This is a genomic window from Thermaerobacter sp. PB12/4term, from assembly GCF_003403315.2.
GTDB lineage: Bacteria > Bacillota > Sulfobacillia > Thermaerobacterales > Thermaerobacteraceae > Thermaerobacter.
In genome coordinates this window covers 2,679,297-2,694,813 of sequence record NZ_CP048407.1, presented here as the reverse complement: position 1 = coordinate 2,694,813, position 15,517 = coordinate 2,679,297, and the positions used below count along the sequence as shown (strand labels likewise).

Genomic DNA, 15,517 nt, shown 5'->3' with positions numbered 1-15,517 from the left:
TCCTACAGCCTTTCCGAGACCGCCTTGGGCTGCAGGAACCAGAGCAGGTAGTCCGGCCCGCCGGCCTTGGCGTCGGTGCCGGACATGTTCCAGCCGCCGAAGGGGTGCACGCCCACCAGGGCGCCGGTGCACTTGCGGTTGAAGTACAGGTTGCCCACGTGGAACTCCCGCTTGGCGCGCTCCAGCTTGTACCGGTCGCGGGCGTAGACGGAGCCCGTCAGCCCGTACATGGTGTCGTTGGCCAGGGCCAGGGCGTGGTCGAAGTCGCGGGCGCGGATGAAGGCCACCACGGGCCCGAAGATCTCCTCCTGGGCGATGGTGGCGCGGCCGTCCACGTCGGCGAAGACGGTGGGCTGGATGAAGTAGCCCTCGCGGTCGTCGCCCTGGCCGCCGGCCACCAGCCGGCCCTCGCCGCGGCCGATCTCGATGTAGCGCATGATCTTCTGGAAGGCCGCGTGGTCGATGACGGGACCCACCTGGGTGGCCGGGTCGTCCGCCTGGCCGACCCGCAGCTGCTGGGTCTTTTCCACCACCCGGCGCAGGACCTCATCGTAGACGCGGTCGACCACGATGGCCCGCGAGCAGGCCGAGCACTTCTGGCCCTGGAAGCCGAAGGCCGACGTCACGATGCCGCTGGCCGCGTCCTCCAGGTCGGCGCTGTCGTCCACGATGATGGCGTCCTTGCCGCCCATCTCGGCCACGACCCGCTTCAGCCAGATCTGGCCGGGCTGGCGGCGCGCCGCCTGCTCGTAGATGCGCAGGCCGACCTCCATGGAGCCCGTGAAGTTGATGAACCGGGTGCGCGGGTGGGCCACCAGGTAGTCGCCCACCTCCGGGCCGGGGCCCGGCAGGAAGTTGATCACCCCGGCCGGGATGCCGGCCTCGATCATGATCTCCATGAACTTGGCCGCGATGATGGGGGTGTTGCTGGCCGGCTTGAGGACGACCGTGTTGCCCGCCACCACCGGACCCACGGTGGTGCCGGTCAGGATGGCCAGGGGGAAGTTCCACGGCGGCACCACCAGGCCGGCTCCCAGGGGGATGTAGAAGGCCTCGTTGAACTCCCCGGCCAGGGGCGTCAGGGGCTGCGGTTCCTCCAGCCGCAAGGCTTGCCGCCCGTAGTACTCGAGGAAGTCGATGGCCTCGGCCACGTCGGCGTCGGCCTCCGGCCAGGTCTTGCCGGCCTCGTAGACCTCCCACGCCGCCAGCTCCAGCTTGCGCCGGCGCATGATGGCGGCGGCCCGGAAGAGCACGGCCGCCCGGGCGGCCGCCGAGAGGCGGCTCCAGGGTCCGAAGGCTTCCCAGGCGGCGGCCAGGGCCTGCTCGGCATGCTCGCGGCTGGCCCGGGCCACCGTCCCCACCACTTCCGTCTTGCGGCCCGGGTTGTACGAGACGATGCGCTCCGGCGTGTCGACCGCCCGGCCGCCGATCCAGAGGGGATAGTGGCGGCCGAACTCCGCCCGCACCCGGGCCAGGGCCTCGGTCATGGCCTGGTGCGCGGCCGGCTGGGTAAAGTCCGTGAGCGGCTCGTTGCGGAATTCCGGCACGGGCATCTACGCATCCTCCTTCCGCCGATACCTTGCCAATGGCGCGGCGCACCCGATACACCCCAGGGGGCGGCCAGGGCTGTGGAAGTCCTCACCAGTCCGGTGCCGGCCGCGCCAACCCTTAGACAGCCGCCGCCCACATCCCTGCCGTTCCCCCTGCACCGCCCGCGCGACCGGCCCAACCGGGTGCCACCCGCCGGACGAACCCGCGCCCTGGCGGCGGGTTCGTTCGGGACCTCCCGCACCCGGTGTCGACACAGTGGCTACATCACGCCGGTGTATGTCCGCTGTGGCTATAGGAAGCCTCCCGCCCAGCCGGAATGCATGGCAGGGAGTGCCGGGCATGGGCCCGCGGGGTGGACCATTCACCACCGCCTGGAGTGACCAGCGTGGACGACCTGGGAGGCCGCTTGCGCCGCATCCGCGAGAGCCGCAACCTCAGCATCTACGAGGTGGAGCGGCGGACGGGGATGCATTTCTCGACCATCAGCAAATACGAGCGCAACGAACGGCAACCCAGCCTGGACGTGCTGCGGGAGCTGGCGGCCCTCTACGAAGTGCCCGTTTCGGTCTTCCTGACGGACCGGCTGGCGCTGGAGACCCTGCTGCCTCAGCCGCTGGCGGGACTGGCGCTCCAGTTGCTGGACCGGCCGGCCCTGGCCGAGGCGTGCCAGCGGCTCGCCACCCTGGAGGACCAGCAGCTGGAGGCGGTGGCGGAGTTTCTCGACCGGGTGGGACTCACCGGGCGGGGGCGCGGGACCACCGGCGGCCGCCGCCGGGGAGGCACCCTGTACCCGCGCCCGCGGGGCGGACCCCGCCTGAGCGGCGACTCCCGTTCGCTCGCCCCTTCCGGCCCGGAGGCACATGGAGCCCCGGAGGCGGACACGGCGGCGGAAGCGGAGCCGGCGGAAGCTGCGCCGGGAGCGGGCCAGCCCTCACCACCGGGCGCCCCGCCCCCGCCACCGGGCGGCCCGGCGCCGGGCGGGATGCCGGGCGGCTCGTCTCCGGGCGGGGCACCGGGCGAAGAACCCGGTCCCTCCGGCTGAAGCCGGAAGCGACGGCTACCTCGGGGCCGGCGGGGTGACCCCCGGGATTCCGGCCAGGCTGCTCCCGCACCTGGGGCCCGCCGGAGCCGGCCTCGGCCGGGCAGTCCCGGGGAGCGCGGTGACTGGGGCCTGCCGAGGGCCTGGCCCCTGGCTGCGGGGGTCTACCGCTCGCCTTCCCTGCCGTCTTCCGTGCCGTAATCCAGCCCCGCCCCTTCTCCGGGCTCCCAGGCCGGATCGATGTCCTGTTCCAGGGACCGCTTGCGCAGCCACCAGGCCAGGACCAGCAGCGGCCAGGTGGTCACCTGGGTGACGGTCAGGATTTCGATGCCGTAGGCCGGGTTGGCGTAGACGGGCCAGGCGATGGGGGCGTCCCGCACCGTTTCTTCCACCGCCACCCGCCACCACTGGTAGTAGTAGAGAAAGCTCCAGAAGAGGTAACCGGCGGGAGGCCGGCGGCGCGCCAGCCGGTGGTGCAGGAGCAGGAGCCCGAGCCCTGCCGCCGAGGCGTAGAGCTGGACGGGGTGGCGGGGAAAGGGCAGGGCGGTGGTGAAGTTGCCCAGCACCTCGCCGTTGAACAGGTTGCCGATGCGCACCAGCATGTAGCCGATGGCCACGCCCGGCACCGCCAGGTCCAGCAGGCGCTGGAAATGGGGCCAGGCCGGCCCCGGCAGCCGGCGACGGATGTACCACCAGCCGGCCAGGCCGCCGCCCAGCAGGGCGCCGTGCAGGGAGAGCCCGCCGTGGTCGACCCGGATGATCTCGCCGTAGCGGCCGGGAGCGAAGTAATCGCCCGGATTGGTCAGCACGTAGACCAGGCGGGCGCCCACGATCCCGCCGACGATGATCAGCGCGCTGACGTTGTAGAGGAACTCCTCGTCGTAGCCCCGCCGGATACCGTCCCGCACCAGCACGTACAGGCCCGCGGCCATGGACACCGCCATGAAGAACCCGTACCAGCGGATGGCCAGGGGGCCGATCTGAATCAATACGGGGTCCCAGTTGACTTCCACGGCGCGCCCTCCTCGTCTTCCTTGCCGGTTCATTGTACCATTCAACCTGAAATCACCCGAGGTCCGGCGGCATGGGCCGGCCCGCCAACCGCCGGTGCCATGCCGCCGGCTGCGGCCGGGCGACTGCGGGTCCGGCAGCCGCCGCAGCCCCGGTGGCGGCAAGGCCGCCGGCCGGGTCACCGGCTGCGGCCCAGCGAAACAAGGCCGCCCATGAGGCCTGGCAGCCAGGCCCGGCCAGGCCCCAGGAGCAGAAAGGGGACGCCCATGGACAGCGGGGAAGAGCGCCGCGCCGCCCGGTCCCGGGAGCTCTGGGAGCGGGCGCGACAATTGCTCCCGGGCGGGGTGAGCAGCCCCGTCCGGGCCTTTGCGGCCGTCGGCGGCACGCCGCGGTTCATCGACCGGGCCAAGGGGCCCTACGTGACCGACGTGGACGGCATCCGCTACGTGGACTACGTCATGGCCTGGGGTCCTCTGATCCTGGGCCATGCCCACCCGGCCGTGGTCCAGGCCGTCCAGCGCCAGGCGGAGCAGGGCACCGCCTACGGCGCCCCCACCGAGGTGGAACTGGCCCTGGCCGAGGCCATCACCGCCGCCATGCCCTCCATGGAACGGGTCCGGTTCGTCAACTCGGGCACCGAGGCCGCCATGAGCGCCCTGCGCCTGGCCCGCGCCTTCACCGGGCGGGACAAGATCGTCAAGTTCGCCGGCTGCTACCACGGCCATGCCGACAGCCTGCTGGTGGAGGCGGGTTCGGGCGTGCTGACCCTGGGCCTGCCGGGGTCGCCGGGGGTGACGGCGGGGGCGGCCGGGGATACCTGGGTGCTGCCGTACAACGACGTGGCAGCCGTCGAAGAACTGTTCGCCCGGCACGGCGAGCAAATCGCCGCGGTGATCGTCGAGCCCATCGCCGGCAACATGGGGGTGGTGCCGCCCGAACCGGGGTTCTTGCCCGCCCTGCGCCGCCTGACCCGGGAGGCGGGGGCCCTGCTGATCTTCGACGAGGTGATCACGGGCTTCCGGGTGGGCCTGGGCGGCGCCCAGGGCCTGCTGGGCATCGTCCCCGACCTGACCTGCCTGGGCAAGATCATCGGCGGCGGCCTGCCGGTGGGCGCCTACGGCGGCCGGGCCGACATCATGGAGCGGGTGGCCCCTGCGGGGCCCGTCTACCAGGCGGGGACCCTCTCGGGCAATCCCCTGGCCATGGCGGCGGGGCTGGCCACCCTGGAGGTGCTGAGCCAGCCCGGCACCTACGAGCGCCTGGAACGCCAGGCGGCGCGGCTGGCGGAAGGCCTGCTGGCCGAGGCCCGGGCGCAGGACGTGCCCTACTGCGTGCAGCGGGTGGGGTCCATGTGGACCGGGTTCTTCCATCCGGGGCCGCTGCGGAACCTGGAGGAGGTGCGCCGTTCCGACACGGCCTTTTACGCCCGCTACTTCCACGGCATGCTGCGGGAGGGCGTGTACCTGCCGCCTTCGGCCTTCGAGGCGGCCTTCGTCTCCCTGGCCCACACGGACCAGGACATCGAGTTCACCGTGGAGGCCCACGCCCGTGCCCTGCGCCGCGCCCGGCAGTGACAGGCCGGTGCCAGCGGCAAGGGCACCGGCCCCGGCTGCGACCACGAGGGAGGCCCTCATGGAAGTCATCGCCCTGGTGGGGCCGAGCGGAACCGGCAAGAGCCACCGCGCCGCCGCCGTGGCGCGGGAGGTGGAGGCCGACGCCCTGATCGACGACGGGCTGCTCATCCGGGAGAGCCGCATCGTCGCCGGCGTGTCGGCCAAGCGGGAGGCGACCAAGATCGGCGCCATCCGCCGCGCCCTGTTCGTCGACCCGGCCCACCGGGACGAGGTCCGCCGGGCCCTGGAGGCCCTCCGGCCCCGCCGGGTGCTGATCCTGGGCACCTCCCGGGACATGGTGGACCGGATCGCCGCCACCCTGGGGCTGCCGGCTCCAGCGCGCTACATCGGGATCGAAGAGGTGGCCACGCCGGCGGGGATCCGGCGGGCCCAGCTCATCCGCCGGACCCAGGGCCGGCACGTGATCCCGGCGCCCACCTTCGAGGTGAAGCGCAGCTTCTCCGGTTACCTGCTGGACCCGCTGCGCCTGTTCTACCGCGGGAAGAACCGGCCGGCGGGCTCCGGCCAGGTGATCGAGAAGACCATGGTGCGCCCCACCTACAGCTCCCTGGGCCGCTTCTTCATCACCCGCCAGGTGGTGGGCAGCATCGCGGCCTACGCGGCCGCCCGGGTGACGGGGGTGGCCGAGGTGTTGCGGGCCGGCGTTACGGACCGGGAGGAGGGGGTGGCCATCACCCTGGAGGTGGCCGTGGAACCGGGGCGCCCCCTGCGGGCCGTGCTGGCCTCGGCCCAGCGCCAGGCGCTGCAGGCGGTGGAGCACATGACGGCCCTGAACGTGATCGCCCTGGACGTGGTGGCCCGCCGGCTGGCCGGGGGCGGCGCCGGCCCGGCGGAGGGCCGCGGCCCGGCGGCGGGTTCGACCCGGGGCGGTTCGGCCCAGGGCGTTGATCCCGGCGAGGGCGGCCCATCCGGGGCGGAGGGCGTGGGGGCGGCCGGCGTGGCCGGCGCGGGAAGGCAGGGCGCGGGGGGGCAGGGTGCGGGAGGGCAGGGTGCGGGGACGGCGGCACCTCCCCCGGCCACGGCGGCGCCCCTCAAGGAATCATCAGGGGAAACTGCTATGATGGACCCGTAGGCACGGGCTGGAAAGGAGCGGGATGTCATGGCCGTTCGGGTTGGCATCAACGGGTTCGGCAGCATCGGCCGCCGGTTCTTCCGGCAAGCCTGGCGCCGGGACGACATCGAGATCGTGGCCGTCAATGACCTGGCGCCGGCGGCCACCTTCGCCCACCTGCTCAAGTACGACTCCAACTACGGCATCTTCGACGCCGACGTCCGGGCAGAGGACGACGCCCTGATCGTCGACGGCAAGCGCATCCGCTTCACCGCCATCAAGGACCCGGCCCAGCTGGCCTGGGACCAGGCGGGGGCCGAGGTGGTCATCGAGTCCACCGGCGTGTTCACCGACGCCACCAAGGCGGTGGCCCACATCGAGGGCGGCGGGGCGAAGAAGGTGATCATCTCCGCCCCGGCCAAGAACGAGGACATCACCATCGTCCTGGGCGTCAACCACGACCGGTATGATCCCGCCCGGCACCGGGTGATCTCCAACGCCTCCTGCACCACCAACTGCCTGGCCCCCGTGGCCAAGGTCCTGGACGACCGCTTCGGCATCGTCCGCGGGCTGATGACCACCGTCCACGCCTACACCAACGACCAGCGCATCCTGGACCTGCCCCACAAGGACCTCCGGCGGGCGCGGGCCGGGGCGATGAACATCATCCCCACCACCACCGGCGCGGCCAAGGCCGTGGGCCTGGTGCTGCCCCACCTGCAGGGCCGGCTCAACGGCTTCGCCCTGCGGGTGCCGGTGTCCACGGTGTCCATCGTCGACCTGGTAGCCGAGCTCAAGCAGCCGGTGACGGTGGAACAGGTCAACCAGGCCTTCGCCGAGGCGGCCGCCGGCCCGCTGAAGGGCATCCTGGGTTACACCGAGGAGCCCCTGGTTTCCAGCGACTTCCGCGGCTCCACCTACTCGTCGGTGGTCGACGCCCTCTCCACCATGGTGATGGAGGGGAATATGGTCAAGGTGGTGGCCTGGTACGACAACGAGTGGGGCTATGCCGCCCGCCTGGTCGACCTGGTGGCCTTCATCGGCGAGAAGGGCCTGTGAAGAGCGGCGCATGGGGTAGCTGGCAGGAAGCCGGGGCGCCCGGCCGGGAGCGGCCGGGCGCCCCGGGCCTGGAAAGGAGGCCCGGCCTTGCGCAAGCGCTCGGTGCGCGATCTGGATGTGCGCGGCCGGCGGGTGCTGGTCCGCGCCGACTTCAACGTTCCCCTGGAAGGCGGCCGCATCACCGACGACACCCGCATCCGCGCCGCCCTTCCCACCATCCGCTACCTGCTGGAGCAGGGCGCGGCGGTCATCCTCTGCTCCCACCTGGGCCGGCCCAAGGGCAAGGTGGTGGAGGAGCTCAGGCTGGCCCCCGTGGCCCGGCGCCTGGAGGAGCTTTTGGGCCGGCCGGTGCGGGCCCTGCCGGAGGTGGTGGGGCCCCAGGTGGAGCGGGAAGTGGCCGGTCTCCAGCCCGGTGAGGTGGTTTTGCTGGAGAACCTGCGCTTCCATCCGGGGGAGACGGCCAACGACCCGGAGTTTGCCGCTGCCCTGGCCCGCCTGGCCGATGCGTATGTGAACGATGCCTTTGGCGCCGCCCACCGGGCCCATGCCTCGGTGGTCGGCGTGGCGGAGCGCCTGCCCGCGGCGGCCGGGTTCCTCCTGGAGAGGGAGCTGCAGGTGCTGGGCGATCTGCTGGAACGCCCCCGGCGGCCCTTCTGGGCTGTGCTGGGCGGCGCCAAGGTGTCGGACAAGATCGGGGTCATCGAGCGGCTCCTGGAGGTGTGCGACGGCCTGGCCATCGGCGGCGCCATGGCCAACACGCTGCTCGCGGCGCGGGGCTTCGACGTGGGCCGCTCCATCTACGAACCCGAGCAGGTCGAACCGGCCCGGCGGTGGCTGGAGACCGCCGGCGATCGCCTGCTGCTGCCCGCCGACGTGGTGGTGACCGAGAAGCTCGAGCCGGGGGCGCCCAGCCGGGTGGTGCCCGTGGACCGGATCCCCGCCGGGGCCATGGCCGTGGACGTGGGACCGGCCACCCTGGCGGCCTGGCAGGAGCGGCTGCGGGGGGCGGGCACCGTGTTCTGGAACGGTCCCCTGGGGGTGTTCGAGGTGGAGCCCTTCCACCGGGGAACCTTTGCCCTGGCGGAGTTCCTGGCGGGGCTGGAGGCGGTGACGGTGGTGGGAGGCGGCGACAGCGTGGCGGCGGTCCAGCGCACCGGTGTGGCCGGCCGGATCGACCACATCTCCACGGGGGGCGGGGCGTCGCTGGAACTGCTGGAAGGCAAGGAGCTGCCCGGGGTGGCGGTCTTACCCGAGGCGCCCGCGCCCCGCGGAAACGGGAGCGGGCCGGGCGGTGCGGGTGCGGCCGGTGGCGCCAGCGAGCGCGGCGGCCCGGCCGGGCCGGGCGGGGGGATGGCGGGATGAACCCGGCGGCCTCCGGCGGGCCGGCGGGGCGCAGGCCCCTGCTGGCCGGCAACTGGAAGATGCACACCCTGCCTGCGGAGGCCGCGGAGCTGGCCGCGGCGGTCCGCCAGGGCCTGGAAGGGCAGACCCCGTCCGCCGAGGTGGTGCTCTGCCCGCCCTTCACCTCGCTGGCGGCGGCGGGCCGGGCGCTGGCCGGCAGTTCCATCGCCCTTGGGGCCCAGGACCTGGTCTGGGGCGAGTTCGGTGCCTTCACCGGGGCCATCTCGGCCCCCATGCTGCGGGAGCTGGGCTGCCGCTACGTCATCGTCGGCCACTCGGAGCGGCGCCAGCTGCTGGGCGAGACCGACGCCCTGATCCAGCGCAAGCTGGAAGCGGCCCTGGCGGGCGGGCTCACCCCGATCCTGTGCGTCGGCGAGGATGCCGCCCAGCGCCGGGAGGGCCGCACGGCGGCGGTGGTGCTGGGGCAGGTGGCCTTCGCCTTGGCGGGCCTCGAGCCGGGCCAGGCCGCCCAGGTGGTCATCGCCTACGAGCCCGTGTGGGCCATCGGCAGCGGCACCCCGGCCACCCCCGGCGACGCCCAGGCGGTGGCAGCGGCCATCCGCCAGCTGGTGGCGCGGCTGCACGGCCCCGCCGCGGCCGCTGCGGTGCGGGTGCTGTACGGCGGCAGCGTCAAGCCCGACAACATCGCCGGCTTCATGGCGCAGCCCGATGTGGACGGCGCCCTGGTGGGCGGCGCCTCCCTGGACGGGGCGGCCTTCGCCCGGCTGGTCCGGGAAGGCGCGGCGGCCCGGACCGGCGGTGTCCCGGAGGGAGGCCGGCCATGACCATCGCCGGGATCAACCGGCCCCGCCCCGTGGCCCTGATCATCCTCGACGGCTGGGGGCTGCGGGCCGAGCGGGAGAACAACGCCGTCGCCCTGGCCGAGACCCCGGTGATGGACGAGCTCTGGGCCCACTGGCCCCACAGCCAGCTGGAGGCCAGCGGCGAGGCGGTAGGCCTGCCCCGCGGCCTGATGGGCAACTCCAACGTGGGCCACCTCAACCTGGGGGCCGGGCGCATCGTCTACCAGGACATCGTCCGCATCAGCCGCGCCATCGCCGACGGGTCCTTCTTCGCCAACGAGGCCCTGGTGGGAGCGGCGCGGCGGGCCCGGCAGCGGGGCGGCCGGCTCCACCTGATCGGGCTGGTGTCCGACGGCGGGGTCCACTCCGACCTGGAGCACCTGCTGGCCCTGCTGGAACTGGGCCGGCGGGAGGGGGTCGAGACGGTGGTCCACGCCTTCACCGACGGCCGGGACACGCCGCCCACCAGCGCACCCGAGTACCTGCGGCGGGTGGCGGCGGCCGGGGGCCGCATCGCCACCGTGGTGGGCCGCTATTTCGCCATGGACCGGGACAAGCGCTGGGACCGCACCGAGCGCGCCTACCGGGCGCTGGTGCTGGGGGAGGGCCGCCGCGCCCCCTCGCCCGAGGCGGCGGTGGAACAGGCTTACGCTGCCGGGCAGACCGACGAGTTCATCGAGCCCGTGGTGATCACCGGCGAGGATGGGCAGCCCCTGCCCCGGATCACCGCCCGGGACGAGACGGTCTTCTTCAACTTCCGGGCCGACCGGGCGCGGCAGCTGGCCCGTGCCCTGGCCGATCCGGCCTTCAACGCCTTTGCCCGGCCCCAGGGGGTGGGCCCGGTGCCGCTGACCCAGATGGTCGAATACGACGAGGAATTCCCCCTGCCCACCGCGTTCCCGCCGGTGTACCTGAAGGAAACCTTCGGCGAGGTGGTGTCCCGGGCCGGGCTCTCCCAGCTGCGCATCGCCGAGACGGAGAAGTACGCCCACGTGACCTACTTCTTCAACGGCCGGGAGGAGACGCCGTTCCCCGGGGAGGAGCGGGTGCTGGTCCCCTCCCCCAAGGTGGCCACCTACGACCTCAAGCCGGAGATGAGCGCCCCCGAGGTGACGGAGCAGGTGGTGGCCGCCATCGACAGCGGCCGCTTCGACGCCGTGGTCCTCAACTTCGCCAACCCCGACATGGTGGGGCACACGGGCGTGCTGGAAGCGGCCATCAAAGCGTGTGCCACCGTGGACCGCTGCCTTGGCCGGGTGCTGGAGGCCATCCGCCGCCAGGACGGGGCCGCCCTGGTGCTGGCGGACCACGGCAACGCCGAGATCATGGTCGACCCGGCCACGGGCGAGCCGCACACGGCCCACACCACCAGCCCCGTGCCCTGCGTGCTGGTCGACCGGCGGCGCCGGCACGTGCGGCTGCGGGACGGGATCCTGGCCGACGCCGCGCCGACGCTGCTGGAGCTTCTGGGGCTGGAGCCGCCGGGGGCCATGACCGGCCGGTCCCTGATCGTCGGGGGCTAACGGCTCCCCCCCGGCCGGAGGCGGGCGGTGCCGGCGGGGGCGGGATGGCCATGGGCCGGCCCGGCGCGGCGGGCCAGGGCACCGGTCCCGGGCGGCGGCCCGGGCGCCCGGGGACTCCTCGACAACCAGGAAGTGGTAGAACCGACTCCAGGAAAGCGGCAGAGCAATCGGAAGGGAGGAACCGAGCCCGGTGAGCACGCTGATCGCGGGGGTCGAAGCCCGCCAGATCCTGGACTCCCGGGGCAACCCCACGGTGGAGGTGGACGTCTGGCTGGAAGACGGCGCCTTCGGCCGGGCGGCCGTGCCGTCGGGGGCGTCGACGGGCACCTTTGAGGCGGTGGAACTGCGGGACGGCGGCGAGGCGTACGGGGGCAAGGGCGTCCTCAAGGCGGTGGAGAACGTGGTGGAGGTCATCGCCCCCGAGGTGGTGGGGATGGACGCCCTGGACCAGGCCGCCATCGACCGCACCCTGGTCGAGCTGGACGGCACCCCCAACAAGGGGCGGCTGGGCGCCAACGCCATCCTGGGGGTGTCCCTGGCGGTGGCCCGGGCCGCGGCCTCTTCCGTGGGCCTGCCCCTGTACCGGTACCTGGGTGGGGTCAACGCCCGGCTGCTGCCGGTTCCTCTGATGAACATCCTCAACGGCGGGCGCCATGCCGACAACAACGTGGACGTGCAGGAGTTCATGGTGGTGCCGGCGGGTGCGCCCACCTTTGGCGACGCCCTGCGCATGGGCGCAGAGATCTTCCACGCCCTGCACCGGGTGCTGAGCGAGCGGGGGCTGGCCACCGGCGTGGGGGATGAGGGCGGCTTCGCCCCCGACCTCCAGTCCAACGAGGCGGCCCTGGACGTGCTCATGGAGGCGATCCAGCGGGCGGGTTACCGGCCCGGGGAGGACGTGGCCCTGGCCATCGACGCCGCGGCCAGCGAGTGGTACCGGCCGGAGGAAGGCGTCTACGTGCTGGAGGGACAAGGCCAGCGGCTGGATGCCGACGAGCTGATCGCCATGTACGCCCGCTGGCTCGAACGCTACCCGCTGGTTTCCCTGGAAGACGGGCTGGCCGAAGAAGACTGGGAAGGCTGGCGCCGGCTCACGGCCCAGCTGGGCGGCCGCCTGCAGCTGGTGGGCGACGACCTGTTCGTCACCAATGTGGAGCGGGTCCAGCGGGGCATTGCTGCCGGGGCGGCCAATGCGGTGCTGGTCAAGGTGAACCAGATCGGCACCCTGACGGAGACCCTGCTCACCATGGACACGGCGGCCCGGGCAGGGTACCGCAACATCATCTCCCACCGTTCGGGCGAAACGGAGGACGTGACCATTGCCGATCTGGCCGTCGCCACCCGGGCCGGCCAGATCAAGACCGGCGCTCCGTCCCGCTCGGAGCGGGTCGCCAAGTACAACCAGCTGCTGCGCATCGAGGAGCAGCTGGGCGAGAGCGCCCAGTACGCCGGCTGGGCCGCCTTCGGCCGCCGCTAGGGCTCTGGCCGCCATCGTTGCCGGTCCCCGCCGGCTGTGGTAGCATGGCACCGCACAGCCACCGCCGGCCGCAGGGTGGCAGCGGCCGGCGGCGGGATTGGGGTGGATGCCTTGGAGACGGTGATGCTGATCCTGCACATCCTGGCGGTGATCGGCCTGATTGCCGCGGTCATCTTGCAGTCGGGCCGCAGCGCCGGCCTCTCGGGGGCCATCGCCGGCGGGGCCGAGGCCTTCTTCGGCAAGCGGCGGGGGCTGGACGATTTTCTCAGCCGCATGACGGTGATCCTGGCCGTCGTGTTCTTCGTCACCTCCTTCGTGCTGGGCTATTTCATGAAGTGAGCTGCTGGCGGCGCAGGGATCCCTGCCGGCCGGGGACCGCAGCGCCGGGGGCCCCACCGCCGGGGGATAGGCCGCCGGGAATGGGCCGCCGCGGCTACGCCGCGGCCGGACCTGCCAGCCGGGGCACGGCCTGGGCCGCCGGGAGGGCCGCAGGGGCCGGCGCCGAGTCTCGACCACGGGGCCCGCATCCCCAGAGGATGCGGGCCGCTGCGTTCTTCCCCCTTTCCTCCGGTCCCCCTTCTCCCGGGTCCCTTGGTTCGGCCCCCTCCGGTCCCGGCGGCCGGGATGACAAGCCGCCCACCGGCATAGGACTTCCCAGGAGCCCGCGGGGGCGGGTCCCCGGACCGCGGGCGACCGAGGGAGGGGTCATGCCGTGGTGGAGCGGGAACTGGCCCTGCTGGTCCCGGCCGTCGGCCTCCTGGCGCTGGTGGTGGCCGTGTCCCTGGCCCGCTCGGTGGCGCGGGTCGACGCCGGCGAGGGCAAGATGGTCGAGGTGGCCCGGGCCATCCAGGAGGGGGCCATGGCCTTCCTGGCCCGGGAATACCGGGCGCTGGTGGCCTTCGTGCTGGTGATGGCGGGCGTGCTGGCGGTGGCCGGTCGCTGGGCACCGGGCGCCGGCTTCGGCCCGGCGGCGGCCGCTGCCTACTTGATCGGGGCCACGGCATCCCTGGCGGCCGGCTTTGGGGGCATGCGGGTCGCTACCACCGCCAACGTGCGCACCGCCCGGATGGCCCAGCAGGGTGGGTTGCCGGCGGGCCTGGCCGTGGCCTTCAGCGGCGGGGCGGTGATGGGGCTGGCGGTGGTGGGCCTGGGCCTGCTGGGCCTGGGCGTCCTGTACCTGGCGTGGGTCGACCCGGCCCGGCCGGCGACCCTGGCGGTCCTCAACGGCTTTGCCATGGGCGCCAGTTCCGTTGCCCTCTTCGCCCGGGTCGGCGGGGGCATCTACACCAAGGCGGCCGACATGGGCGCGGACCTGGTGGGCAAGCTGGAGGCCGGGATCCCGGAGGACGACCCGCGCAATCCTGCGGTGATCGCCGACAACGTGGGCGACAACGTGGGCGACGTGGCCGGCATGGGGGCAGACCTCTTCGAATCCTACGTGGGGTCGGTGGTGGCGGCCGTGGTGGTGGCGGCGGCCGGGGGGGCGGCAGCCGGCGGGGCCGCCGGGGGGCTGGCCGGAAGCGGCGGCGCGGGGCCGCTGGCGGGCGCTGCGGCAGCCGGGCCGGCCCAGGTGCTCTTTCCCCTGGTGCTGGCCGCCGTCGGCGTGGTGGCCTCCCTGCTGGGCATCGCCATCACCCGGGCCGGGGCGGGTGGCGATCCTGCCGCCGCCCTGCGCCGGGGTACCCTGGCCGCGGCCTTCTTGCTGGCGGCAGGCGGGGGTCTGGCGGCGGGCTGGCTCGGGCTGCCCCGGGCGGCGGCGGCCATGGTGGCCGGCCTGCTGGCCGGCGTCCTCATCGGCCTGGTGACGGAGTACTACACGTCCGGCGACCGGCCGCCGGTGCAGCAGGTGGCCCGTTCTTCCGCCACCGGCACCGCCACCAACATCCTGGCCGGCCTGGCGGTGGGCATGAAGAGCACCGCCCTGCCCGTCCTGATGGTGGGCGTGGCCACCCTGGTGGCCCACCACTACGCCGGCCTGTACGGCATCGCCGTGGCCGCCGTGGGCATGCTGGCGACCACGGGCATCACCGTAGCCGTTGACGCCTACGGCCCCATCGCCGACAACGCCGGCGGCATCGCCCAGATGGCCGGCCTGCCGGCAGAGGTGCGGGCCGTCACCGACCGGCTGGACGCCGTGGGCAACACCACCGCCGCCATGGGGAAGGGCTTTGCCATCGGTTCCGCCGCCCTGACGGCCCTGGGGCTCTTCTCCGCTTACGCCACCACCACGGGGCTGGGCGCCATCGACCTGCTGGACCCGCGAGTGATTGCCGGCGCCCTGGTGGGCGGCATGCTGCCCATGCTGTTCTCCGCCCTGGCCGTCGAGGCCGTGGGCCGGGCGGCCTTTGCCATGATCGAGGAGGTCCGGCGCCAGTTCCGCCAGAAGCCGGGCATCCTAACGGGGCAGGAGCGGCCCGATTACGCCCGCTGCGTGGACATCAGCACCCGTTCGGCCCTGGCCCAGATGGTGCTGCCGGGCCTGCTGGCGGTGGCCGCGCCCCTGGCCGTGGGCCTGATCCTGGGGCCCGAGGCGGTGGGCGGCCTCCTGGCGGGGGCCATGGTGACCGGCGTGCTGGTGGCCATCTTCATGGCCAACGCGGGCGGCGCCTGGGACAACGCCAAGAAGTTCATCGAGGGGGGCGCCCTGGGAGGCAAGGGCTCCGACCCCCACCGGGCGGCGGTGGTGGGTGACACCGTGGGCGACCCCTTCAAGGACACGGCGGGCCCGTCCCTGAACATCCTGATCAAGCTGATGTCCGTGGTGGCCCTGGTCTTCGCGCCCCTCTTCCTGCGGCTGGGCGGCTAGGCGCCAGGACCGCAGCCCGGCGGGCGTAGGCCGGCGGCCGCCGGCCGTGTATCATGGGGACAGGCAGGGCGTGCCAGGGCCGGGCCAGCCGGCCCCGGCCCGGTCCCCCGGGGGACCGGCGCCTGCCGGACTGCGGGTCCCGGGCCGTTCCCGGGCCCGGGA

The 15,517-nt window shown here is 73.5% G+C and carries 12 protein-coding genes; 10 read left to right on the top strand and 2 right to left on the bottom strand.

The window, feature by feature from the left end; all coding sequences use genetic code 11:
- Positions 1-2: 2 nt before the first annotated feature.
- Positions 3-1,553: an L-glutamate gamma-semialdehyde dehydrogenase gene (pruA, locus tag DYI95_RS11245; protein WP_116899722.1), complete on the bottom strand. Its 1,551-nt coding sequence runs from the start codon at positions 1,551-1,553 to the stop codon at positions 3-5.
- 383 nt (positions 1,554-1,936) lie between these two features.
- On the opposite strand from pruA, the gene DYI95_RS11240 reads away from it, so the two are divergent.
- Complete coding sequence (locus tag DYI95_RS11240; RefSeq protein WP_116899883.1) at positions 1,937-2,593, top strand: helix-turn-helix domain-containing protein; 657 nt, start codon at positions 1,937-1,939, stop codon at positions 2,591-2,593.
- 161 nt (positions 2,594-2,754) lie between these two features.
- On the opposite strand, the gene DYI95_RS11235 is transcribed toward DYI95_RS11240, so the two are convergent.
- Positions 2,755-3,603, bottom strand: a complete 849-nt coding sequence (locus DYI95_RS11235) for a prolipoprotein diacylglyceryl transferase (protein WP_116899723.1) — start codon at positions 3,601-3,603, stop codon at positions 2,755-2,757.
- A gap of 264 nt (positions 3,604-3,867) precedes the next feature.
- Here DYI95_RS11235 and hemL point away from each other — a divergent pair, with 264 nt between their 5' ends.
- The 9 genes from hemL (at position 3,868) to DYI95_RS11190 (ending at position 15,355) form a co-directional block, all read left to right on the top strand.
- A complete protein-coding gene (hemL, locus tag DYI95_RS11230; protein WP_116899724.1) occupies positions 3,868-5,175 on the top strand; it encodes a glutamate-1-semialdehyde 2,1-aminomutase in 1,308 nt (435 codons plus the stop codon).
- 58 nt (positions 5,176-5,233) lie between these two features.
- Positions 5,234-6,307: an Asp23/Gls24 family envelope stress response protein gene (locus DYI95_RS11225; RefSeq protein ID WP_116899725.1), complete on the top strand. Its 1,074-nt coding sequence runs from the start codon at positions 5,234-5,236 to the stop codon at positions 6,305-6,307.
- 27 nt (positions 6,308-6,334) lie between these two features.
- The gene (gene gap / locus DYI95_RS11220; protein WP_116899726.1) at positions 6,335-7,345 is read left to right on the top strand and encodes a type I glyceraldehyde-3-phosphate dehydrogenase; all 1,011 of its coding nucleotides are present in this window, start codon (positions 6,335-6,337) and stop codon (positions 7,343-7,345) included.
- A gap of 87 nt (positions 7,346-7,432) precedes the next feature.
- Complete coding sequence (pgk, locus tag DYI95_RS11215; protein ID WP_116899727.1) at positions 7,433-8,707, top strand: phosphoglycerate kinase; 1,275 nt, start codon at positions 7,433-7,435, stop codon at positions 8,705-8,707.
- Positions 8,704-9,531, top strand: coding sequence for a triose-phosphate isomerase (gene tpiA / locus DYI95_RS11210; RefSeq protein WP_116899728.1), 828 nt, complete (start codon positions 8,704-8,706; stop codon positions 9,529-9,531). The genes pgk and tpiA overlap by 4 nt, the downstream gene beginning before the upstream one ends.
- The gene (gene gpmI, locus DYI95_RS11205; protein ID WP_116899729.1) at positions 9,528-11,072 is read left to right on the top strand and encodes a 2,3-bisphosphoglycerate-independent phosphoglycerate mutase; all 1,545 of its coding nucleotides are present in this window, start codon (positions 9,528-9,530) and stop codon (positions 11,070-11,072) included. The genes tpiA and gpmI overlap by 4 nt, the downstream gene beginning before the upstream one ends.
- 190 nt (positions 11,073-11,262) lie before the next feature.
- The gene (gene eno / locus DYI95_RS11200) at positions 11,263-12,549 is read left to right on the top strand and encodes a phosphopyruvate hydratase (RefSeq protein WP_116899730.1); all 1,287 of its coding nucleotides are present in this window, start codon (positions 11,263-11,265) and stop codon (positions 12,547-12,549) included.
- Positions 12,550-12,672: 123 nt separating this feature from the next.
- Positions 12,673-12,888 (top strand): preprotein translocase subunit SecG, encoded by a 216-nt coding sequence (gene secG / locus DYI95_RS11195; RefSeq protein WP_116899884.1) that lies wholly within the window; start codon positions 12,673-12,675, stop codon positions 12,886-12,888.
- Positions 12,889-13,261: 373 nt separating this feature from the next.
- Complete coding sequence (locus DYI95_RS11190; RefSeq protein ID WP_116899731.1) at positions 13,262-15,355, top strand: sodium-translocating pyrophosphatase; 2,094 nt, start codon at positions 13,262-13,264, stop codon at positions 15,353-15,355.
- The last annotated feature ends 162 nt before the right edge of the window (positions 15,356-15,517 follow it).